The following is an 8,951-nucleotide window of genomic DNA, read 5'->3' on the forward strand; positions in this document are numbered from 1 at the left end:
TCATGAAAGTGTTCACAATAAAAGAAGGAGTTCCAATTAGTATTTATGGTTTTGAGAGTAGTCAGTTAGCTCGTCAAAACTTGATGCAATCTCTTGGTGTGGAGCACCAATTAGTTCTCACAAATTTAAGTAATATTGTTCCTAACTTTGTAGAGCAACTAGAACAACTCGGATTCAAAAATTTTTATCATGTTATTTTTGATTTATCTGATTTAGCTAGAGTTCAACCATGTATTTCAGATGACTTTCTTTCGACATTAGAAGGTGTAAAAAAAGTTAAATATACAAAAGAAGGTTATGTAGGATTAGTTCATTATGAGGATGGTGTAGTTGAGTGTTATACTTCCCAGCTATTGTATCGATTAGATGATAAACAGAATACTTTCACTTTGTATGGTTCAAAAGGTATTGTTTTAGAAGGTGATATTAGTGAGAATTATCATGCTTATCGTTTTGTTGAAACAGGAGAAACTTATTCTCAGTGGCAGTTAGTGAGTTATTATTTAGCAGAGAACTCAACTCCTCAAGATAAATTTATCATTGATATGGTCAATGAATATCCATTGCAACTTAGAAAATTTTTCCAAAATACGAAAAGAGAACTATTTGCCTTTACTCATTACAATATATTAGCTCCTTTTATGAAGTTTGTATTGCAAAATTGGTGTACCAATATTGTGGCTAGTCCAGTACTAGAAGAACGTTTAGGAAGTGACGTTGTGAAGTTCTTACCACCCGTTTATATGGATGAAGTTCAAGAAGAAACCTATGAAACAGTAACTGATTGGTGTATTGTCGGAAATATGACTGTTATAAAAAAATGTGAATTAGCAATTGAAGCTTTTAAACAAGTTCCAGATAGTCGATTAACGATTTATGGAACGTTACCGGCAGGGATGACAAAAGAGCAACTTCCGGAAAATATAACCTATGCAGGATTTGTAACACCTGTTCCTTATGAGAAGTATCAAGGATATCTTTCTTGTTCTTATAGCGAGTGCTTTGCAAATTCAGCAGTAGAAGCTTCTTCTAAAGGATTAGTTTGCTTATTATCTCATACAGATTTAGCGCATGCCTATTATGGAAAAATTTGTTCCAATACAAAAACATTCCGTTCATTGAGTGAATTAGTAGAAACACTTAGAGCTTTTCAACAAAAAGGAGAGTATTCTTCTTCCGTTTTTGCTAAACATTATACAAAAGAAGTAGTAGCAGAGATGTATTGTCAAGTTTTAGAACTATAATGAGATGCTTCCGAAAAGAGAGGAGGACTGAGTTTGAAAGTAGAAGAACAGGTAAAACCTAATATTGAAGGCCTATTAATCTTATCAAGTCCTCTTCATCATGATGAACGTGGCTATTTTGTTGAAAATTGGCGGAAGATTGACTTGATAAAATATGGCGTTCCGGAATCCTTTTTCCAAGGAAAGTTGCAAAATAATGTTTCCGTTTCTAAAAAAGGAACGATTCGAGGAATGCATTGTCAAGGTTGGTCGAAGTTAATGACGGTTGCGTCAGGTACGTTTCGAATGTGCTTTGTAGATTTACGATTGAGTTCTCCAACGTATAAAGCTGTAGATGTGATTGATGTCGTTCCAGGAATGGCAATCTTTGTTCCAGCTGGAGTTTCTAACGGAGCTCAAGCTTTAACGGATAAAGGGATTTTGAATTATTTAGTCACAGGTTATTATGATCCAAGTGTGAAACATTCTGGAATTATGCCACTTGATAAGACATTGAATTTACCTTGGGATTTAACAGGAGAAGTGATTATTTCACCAAAAGATCAGCAAAGTGATTCGTACTTGTCTATCATTCAAAAAATTGAATCTTCTCGTAAAAAAATTGCAGTTATTGGTTATACAGGGAGCATTGGATCAAAAGTTTATGAACAATTGAAGTCTTTTAAACAATATGAAGTAATAGGGTTCAATCGTGATAATGTATCCGAACTACTTCAGCAAGAATATGACTGCGTCATTTGTACAGCACCTTCTTCTGAAAAATTCAAAACTAATATTGGGCTTGCTAATCCGGCAGAAGAGATTGAAACATTAGTAGACACTATTGTAAAAGTAAAGACAAAGCAATTTGTCCTAGTATCTTCTCAAAGTGCACTACATGCTGAAAATCGATATGGGCAAGTGCAAAATGAATTATGTCATGCTATTCTTCAACACCATCCAAATCATTCGATTTATTTTATGGATACATTATATGGAGAAAATCTGAAAAAAGGATTTGTTCACGACTTAATCCATCGACAATGGAGTTTTGTATCAAAAGAAGAGCTAGAAAAAAATCCAGCATTACAAGAGTATTATCGACTAGTGACAGAACAGGTGGCAGAAAGAGTTCAAGAAGTTCCTATAGAGTTATTAGAACAACTACCTCCAGTTTCTTCACTATATGAGGATCATCATATTTATCAAGTGACAGCGATTAAAGACTTAGTTCAAACTTTACTTCAAGAATTATTTGACAGTAAAGGGATGGTCTTTCAGCTAAAAGATACGGTTTTTTATACTGGACAACAAATAAAAGAATTATCTCAAAAGCCTGACTGCTCAAAATTAGGACAATATTTTAGAAAGAATAAGGAGAAAAGCGGTGAAAGTTTATTATAATGACAGAGGGTTTCAATTAGGGAATCTATTATATTTATTATTACAAGCTCATAAAGATCGCTTAGATGGGATTGCAGATAGTTATGTATTACGAACAGGTTATTATGCTTTTGCTCAAACTTTTTTTCCTAAAACGGTTGAATTATTTAGTAAAGCAAATGGGATAGAAATAGAAGATTTCGGCTATTTTCAAATATCAGGAGAAGATTATTTACCAGTTCACGTAGATTCTTTTGTGGCAAGATATTTACAAGAGCCGATTCAAGAACTTTCAAGAGAATTTGAAGAAAAAGATATTACGATCGCGATTAGAAGAACAGACTTTCTCCATCAGGATCGCTATAAACATTATGGCTATGACATGATGCAATATGTACAGGATTGTTTAGATCGAATTGCTGCATTAGAAACGGATGATTTTCAAACAATGACGCTTCGTATCACATCAGATGATGTTGAATGGTGTAGGGAAAAATTAGTTCCGACCTTAGAAGAAAAATATTCATTCATTTTTCCGATTGTAGTAGAGGAACAAGATATTCGAGATAATTTTGTTCAATTATTTAATTGTAAGAAATATTTTATTAGTGCCAACTCAACGTATTGTTATTGGGTCGCTTATGTTTTACGAATGGCAAAGCCTGAAGTGCAAGTTTTTGCACCGAATTTTAATACGATGCTCATTGAAGAAGGACGTCAAATTGCAGATGCTCGAAATTGGTTGTTAATTGATGTGAATCGTTAGAATAATGGGGAATTCTAGAGAAAGAAGGAATTAGAGTGGAGTATCAAAATATTATCGTAACAGGTGGGGCTGGATTTATTGGTTCAAATTTTGTACGCTATATCAAACGTCAGTATCCAAATGTCAAAATTACAATTTTAGATAAATTGACGTATGCTTCATCTTTTTCAACGATTTCTGATCTATTAGATGAGAGAGTACAATTTTATCAAGTAGACATTGCGGATAATCATAAGTTAGAAAAGGTTATTACAAAGGAGCATGATTTAATTGTTCATTTTGCAGCAGAATCTTTTAATGATCGTTCTTTAATAGATACAGCATCTTTTGTTCAAACGAATGTATTAGGTACTCATCATTTATTAGAGTTAGCAAGAAAATATCAATTGCGTTTTCATCAAATTTCAACAGATGAAGTGTATGGGGATTTTCCAATAGAAAGTATGGAGAAGTTTACAGAGGAAACTCAGTATCAACCTAGCTCTCCCTATTCTGCAACAAAGGCATCTGCAGATTTATTAGTGAAAGCTTGGGTTCGTTCGTTTGGAGTTCAAGCAACGATTTCTAATTGTTCAAATAATTATGGACCTTACCAAAATCCAGAAAAATTTATTCCAAGACAAATTATTAATATTTTGAAACAGGAAAAGCCGGTATTATATGGGAATGGCTTGAATGTAAGGGATTGGATTCATGTAGAGGATCATTGTCGAGCAATTGATGTGATAATAGATAAGGGGAAAATTGGGGAAACTTATCTAGTGGGAATTGATAATGAAAGAAATAATTTAGAAGTATTACAAATGATTCTTATACTTCTAGGGAAAGAAAAAACGGATTTTGAATTTATTGAAGACAGACCAGGGCATGATCGTAGATATGGAATTAATGCTCATAAGTTGTATGAAGAGTTAGGATATCAGCCGATTCATACTCATTTTGAGGAAGAGTTGAAGCTAGTGATTGACTGGTATCAAGAAAATACAGCTTGGTGGTCTGAATTAGAGGATAAGAAAAGGGGGATGTTATGAAAGTAGCCGTAATTCCGGCACGTAGTGGTTCGGTGGAATTAGCCCATAAAAATTTAAGTGTGGTTGGTGGAAAAAGTTTATTAAATCGAGCAATTGATTTTGCTGTAGAAGCAGAAATGTTTGATAAAATTATCGTAACAACCGATTATTGTGAGCATTTATTTTATCGAGAAGGGATAGAAGTTCGTAATAGATCGGAAAATTTGGCAACTTCAACAACAACAATGGTGGAAGTGTTAGAAGATGTCATCGAAACTTTTGGATTAGATGCTGAAGATAAGATTATCTTACTTCAACCAACTAGTCCATTTCGAGAGCTTAAGGATTTAGTAGAAGTGTTGGGATTAATGGAAGTCTATGACAGTGTCATTACTGTAAAAGAACTAGAATATAATCCAGCCTTATTTGTAACACCTATCAGTGATACGGGATTAGAGTCTAAACAAGTAGAAGCTTGTCAAACAAATCGTCAAGAACAACCAAAACATTATTATCCAAATGGCAATTTATTTGGAATAACAGTCGGAACTTTTTGTCAGACACAATCCTTTTATGGTGGAAACCTAGGGTATGTATTACAAAAAGGAAAATGCAATATTGATATTAATCATAAAGACGATTTATTATTTGCACAATTTTTGGGGCAACAAGATGAAGAAAAATAAACCGTATAACTGGATTTTGTATAGTTTATCGATTTTTGCAACATTATTATCACCGATTTCTTTTATTGGAATTGTGGACACTGCTTATCATACTGGATATCGTAATTATATAGCTCAATTTGGAATTTTGTTAGCTTTGCCAATTTTATATTGGGTACTAAGGCGAATGATGGAGTACGAAGATGTCTTTCATTTTATTGGACAACGATTTGGACATGGAAGTTTTCTATTGTCTAAAGCTTTATGGACAGTGTACCAACTCTTGAGAATTGGAATTGTTTTATATATTCCATCCGTGATGTTGGAACAATTGACAAGTGTTTCTGCTTATTTTTGGATTTTACTATTAGCCCTATGGGCGTATGGCGTTGCTAGAGGTGGACTATTAGCAGTAGTGAGGTATGATAGTTTCTATTCAGTCATTTTATTTTTTTCAATGATAGTGATTGCTTTTAAAATGATGACAAATGGATTATTAAATCAAGCAGCACCTAGTCAAAGAGATTCATTTTCAACTTGGATTTTGCTAGGAGCATCTTTTCAAACTTTTTCTTCTTATTTAGTAAGTCCAGATATTCAAGAGCGATTTCAAAAAGTTGGAAAAGCGAAGTTATTGAAATCTATTTTGCTAAATGCTAGTTTAGGTATTTTATTTACAGGATTTTTATATGTGATTGGAGTTTCGCTAAAACAGTCTGGCTATCAATTTAATGGCAATGTCTTATTAGAATATGCGAAAAGTGAAGGATTATGGATTGCGATTCCGGTAATGATTGGAGTGCTATTATCCGCTCAAACGACGTTATCAACAGGATATGAAATTTTAGAAAAACAATATGCAGGCAAGTATAGTCTCCCAGTTATTTTCGGGTTGAATATCATTATTTCATCTAGTCTAGTTGCTTTAGGAGGAGTTTCCTCATATGAATTTTTTGTAGGCTATGTTGGTATTTTCTTGTCGATTATTTCTAGTCTAGTATTAGTTGGCTTAATTTTTTCAAATTTTGGAAAGTCGATGAGTCTGTATGTTATACTATGTATGTGCATTTCTTTGGGAGTTACAAGAGTTTTCTTCCAAATAGAAATGTGGATATATGGGCTAGTCCCTTTGATTAGTGGACTATGTAGCGCTTGGATTTTAATTAAACTAAAACAAAAAGCCTAAATCCCTATCGGAAGATGGGGATTTTTGAATAGAAAGAATAAAAAAGAAAGTGAGGGAAAATGATGTCACGTATTATCACGATTCATCCTGTAAAAGAAACGCATCGTTATGGATTTGAAACGACACAATTATATCGTGCTAAAGTTGCTAGATATTTAGGAGTAGATTATATCCATTTAGCAACTAGTCCTCAAGTAAGGCCAGATTGGAAAAAAGAAATAATGGCATTAGGTTTCTTAGAAGAAGAAATTGTTAATGTACCAAATAGTTTTTCAGATATTGGACATGATGCTCTGTCTGTTAAACTAGAAGATTTAACACTTCAAGAGGGCGACCAAGTGGAAGTGACAGAAGAAGGATTTGTGAGTGCTGTGACGCTTGCAGATGGAACAGGAAGATACTTTTATACTTCGGGGTCCTATTTATTCGAAGATTTTCAAATGGGAGAATTACGTTGGTATCATGGAAATGGAGAATTAGTTTTACGAGCAAGATTTATGGATCCGTTTAAAGAACCAACTCCAGTAAGCTTATTTTATCCGGGATATATTTATCTAAAAGATGGGGAATTTTGCTCGGAAGATGATCTTGTAGTATCTTATTTGGCAAAAAATGCAAAGCAAACAGATTTAATCATTCGAGATCAACATATCGTTCCAGCGCCAAGCATCTTCCGTTTTATGGAAAATACTGAGAAAAATTATTATGAAGTCATTCATGAAAATGTTTTGAGAAATATGACTTTAGCCAACCTACGTGGAAAAACGGATTACTTAGTAGCTAGTGAAGTATTAACAACTGAGTTAGCAAAACAAGGTTATAGTACAAAGTTTCTTCCTCCAATGGTGACACAAGTCAAACAATCTCCAAAAGTGATTGGTCCTGTCACAAATTATTGCGTAGTAGGGAATATGAGTGAATTGAAAAATGTGGAATGGATTATTGAAGTGTTTATTGCACTACATTTAGCAGGTTTAAAATCTACAGTGACTTTCTATGGTGGTAGTGAAGAAAGAATTGAAGAGTTAAAACAAAAATATGAAATTCCTGAAAATATTATTTTTAAAGGGATAGTAGAAAAAGTTCCGTACCATCTTCATCAAGCATATTTATCATCTAGTTATTCGGAATTATTTGCCAATGCTTGTGTAGAAGCAATGAGTGAAGGCTTATTAGCACTATTATCCAATGTTGATATTGCGCATCGTTATTATGCAAAACAAACAGATGGTATTCAATTATTTAGTACGAAAAAAGAATTGCTAGAAATGATTGAACGAATGGAACAAGAAGAGTATCAACAGTCGAATGAACAAAATCTAGAATTAGCCAAACAATATTCTATCGAAAACGTAGCAAATATTTATCGTGAATTATTAGGAATGGAAGCTTAAAAGAATGGAGGAGTTATGGTGAATAACTTAATTATCGCAACAACACCATTACAAGCAAAAATTGCAAAGTACATCCAAAGAGAATATGCAGATGACACATTTGTCAGTTTGTATTTAACACCTGTCATGAATGATAGACATCGTTACTACTCAGAAGGATTTACAGAAGTTTACTGTATTCAAACTGTGGAGGATTATGAGGAAGTAATTGAAAAGTATTCAGGTGAATACAAAACAATCTTTTACGCTAGTTTTGATCATCCGGTTATTTTAGATATTGTAGCAAGTTCTTCGTATCAACATTTAATGAGTTTTGATGATGGATATGCGGATATTTATCCTTATGGCATGTATGCATTACCTTTAAAGAATCAACAAATTGGCAAGTTAGGCGTGACGAGAGATGATTTAATTCAAAAAACAGAAAAACATTATACATTGTATCGAACGGATTATCATGTAGTGGATAAAGAGAAGCTAGTGTATTTAGATAACTTCTTTAATACAGATATTCAGCCTGTTTCAAATGGGAAAACAGTCAGAGTATTATTAGGGCAGAAATTTTCAGAAACGGATGATGCTATTTCAGTAAGATTTATTACAACATACGCGAATGCTCTGAATATTGACTATTATATTCCTCATCCAAAAGAAACTTTTCATATTGAAGGAGTTCAATATCTAAATTCACCTTATATCGTAGAAGATGTATTGGTGGAGTTATGGAAAGAATATGAATTTATCGAAATTTATCATTTTACTTCTTCGGTGAGTTTACATCTAAAGCATGTAGAAAATATAAAAGTGATAGGTATTTCTATCCCTTATTATGAGAAAAGGCAAAATGAATTGAGAAGGTTAGGTTGTGATTTCGAGACAGTAACTATCGGTTGGTAACTGGTACATCAAAGTTTTGATAAATATTCCTAAAAAGTTATATTTAAAACAGAAATTATAGGTAAATATTCAAAATTATGAAATAACATCCGAATTTTTATAGTTATTGTTTGAAAACATATGTACGAGAAGTATATAATATTTCTTGTACATTATTATCATGTAAATTTCTGATAAAATATAAAATTTTAAGAAAAGGGGAAAAACATGTTTATTAATAAAAAAGATAAATTTTCAATTAGAAAACTGAAAAACGGTACAGATTCAGTAAAAATTGGTACAGTTGCATTATTATTAGGTGCGACAGTAGCGTTAACTTCTGTAACGAGTACTGTAGAAGCAGCGATGACAGAAAACAGCGATAATACAACGACGATTTCTAATGATAAGGGGTCAGTAATTGTAGATACAGCTAATATTCAGAACC

At 33.0% G+C, this 8,951-nt stretch carries 9 protein-coding genes; all 9 read left to right on the plus strand.

Going from position 1 to position 8,951, the window contains the following annotated elements; genetic code table 11:
- Window positions 1-2 precede the first annotated feature (2 nt).
- Window positions 3-1,244 (plus strand): glycosyltransferase, encoded by a 1,242-nt coding sequence (locus RWO76_RS05025; protein ID WP_314354581.1) that lies wholly within the window; start codon window positions 3-5, stop codon window positions 1,242-1,244.
- Window positions 1,245-1,277: 33 nt separating this feature from the next.
- The gene (locus RWO76_RS05030; RefSeq protein WP_314354582.1) at window positions 1,278-2,627 is read left to right on the plus strand and encodes a dTDP-4-dehydrorhamnose 3,5-epimerase family protein; all 1,350 of its coding nucleotides are present in this window, start codon (window positions 1,278-1,280) and stop codon (window positions 2,625-2,627) included.
- Complete coding sequence (locus tag RWO76_RS05035) at window positions 2,611-3,372, plus strand: alpha-1,2-fucosyltransferase (protein ID WP_314354583.1); 762 nt, start codon at window positions 2,611-2,613, stop codon at window positions 3,370-3,372. Before RWO76_RS05030 ends, RWO76_RS05035 begins: the two co-directional genes overlap by 17 nt.
- 35 nt (window positions 3,373-3,407) lie before the next feature.
- Complete coding sequence (gene rfbB / locus RWO76_RS05040) at window positions 3,408-4,403, plus strand: dTDP-glucose 4,6-dehydratase (protein WP_314354584.1); 996 nt, start codon at window positions 3,408-3,410, stop codon at window positions 4,401-4,403.
- Window positions 4,400-5,068, plus strand: coding sequence for an acylneuraminate cytidylyltransferase family protein (locus RWO76_RS05045; RefSeq protein ID WP_314354585.1), 669 nt, complete (start codon window positions 4,400-4,402; stop codon window positions 5,066-5,068). The genes rfbB and RWO76_RS05045 overlap by 4 nt, the downstream gene beginning before the upstream one ends.
- Complete coding sequence (locus RWO76_RS05050) at window positions 5,055-6,233, plus strand: sodium:solute symporter family transporter (protein ID WP_314354586.1); 1,179 nt, start codon at window positions 5,055-5,057, stop codon at window positions 6,231-6,233. Before RWO76_RS05045 ends, RWO76_RS05050 begins: the two co-directional genes overlap by 14 nt.
- Window positions 6,234-6,295: 62 nt before the next feature.
- Window positions 6,296-7,627 carry a glycosyltransferase gene (locus RWO76_RS05055; RefSeq protein WP_314354587.1) on the plus strand — a complete coding sequence of 444 codons (1,332 nt, stop codon included), beginning with the start codon at window positions 6,296-6,298 and terminating at the stop codon, window positions 7,625-7,627.
- 15 nt (window positions 7,628-7,642) lie between these two features.
- Complete coding sequence (locus RWO76_RS05060) at window positions 7,643-8,524, plus strand: glycosyltransferase family 52 (protein WP_314354588.1); 882 nt, start codon at window positions 7,643-7,645, stop codon at window positions 8,522-8,524.
- Window positions 8,525-8,731: 207 nt separating this feature from the next.
- The coding region (locus RWO76_RS05065) for a YSIRK-type signal peptide-containing protein (RefSeq protein WP_314354589.1) at window positions 8,732-8,951 on the plus strand (220 nt) is incomplete at its 3' end.

It is taken from the genome of uncultured Granulicatella sp. (genome assembly GCF_963521425.1).
Classification (GTDB): domain Bacteria; phylum Bacillota; class Bacilli; order Lactobacillales; family Aerococcaceae; genus Granulicatella.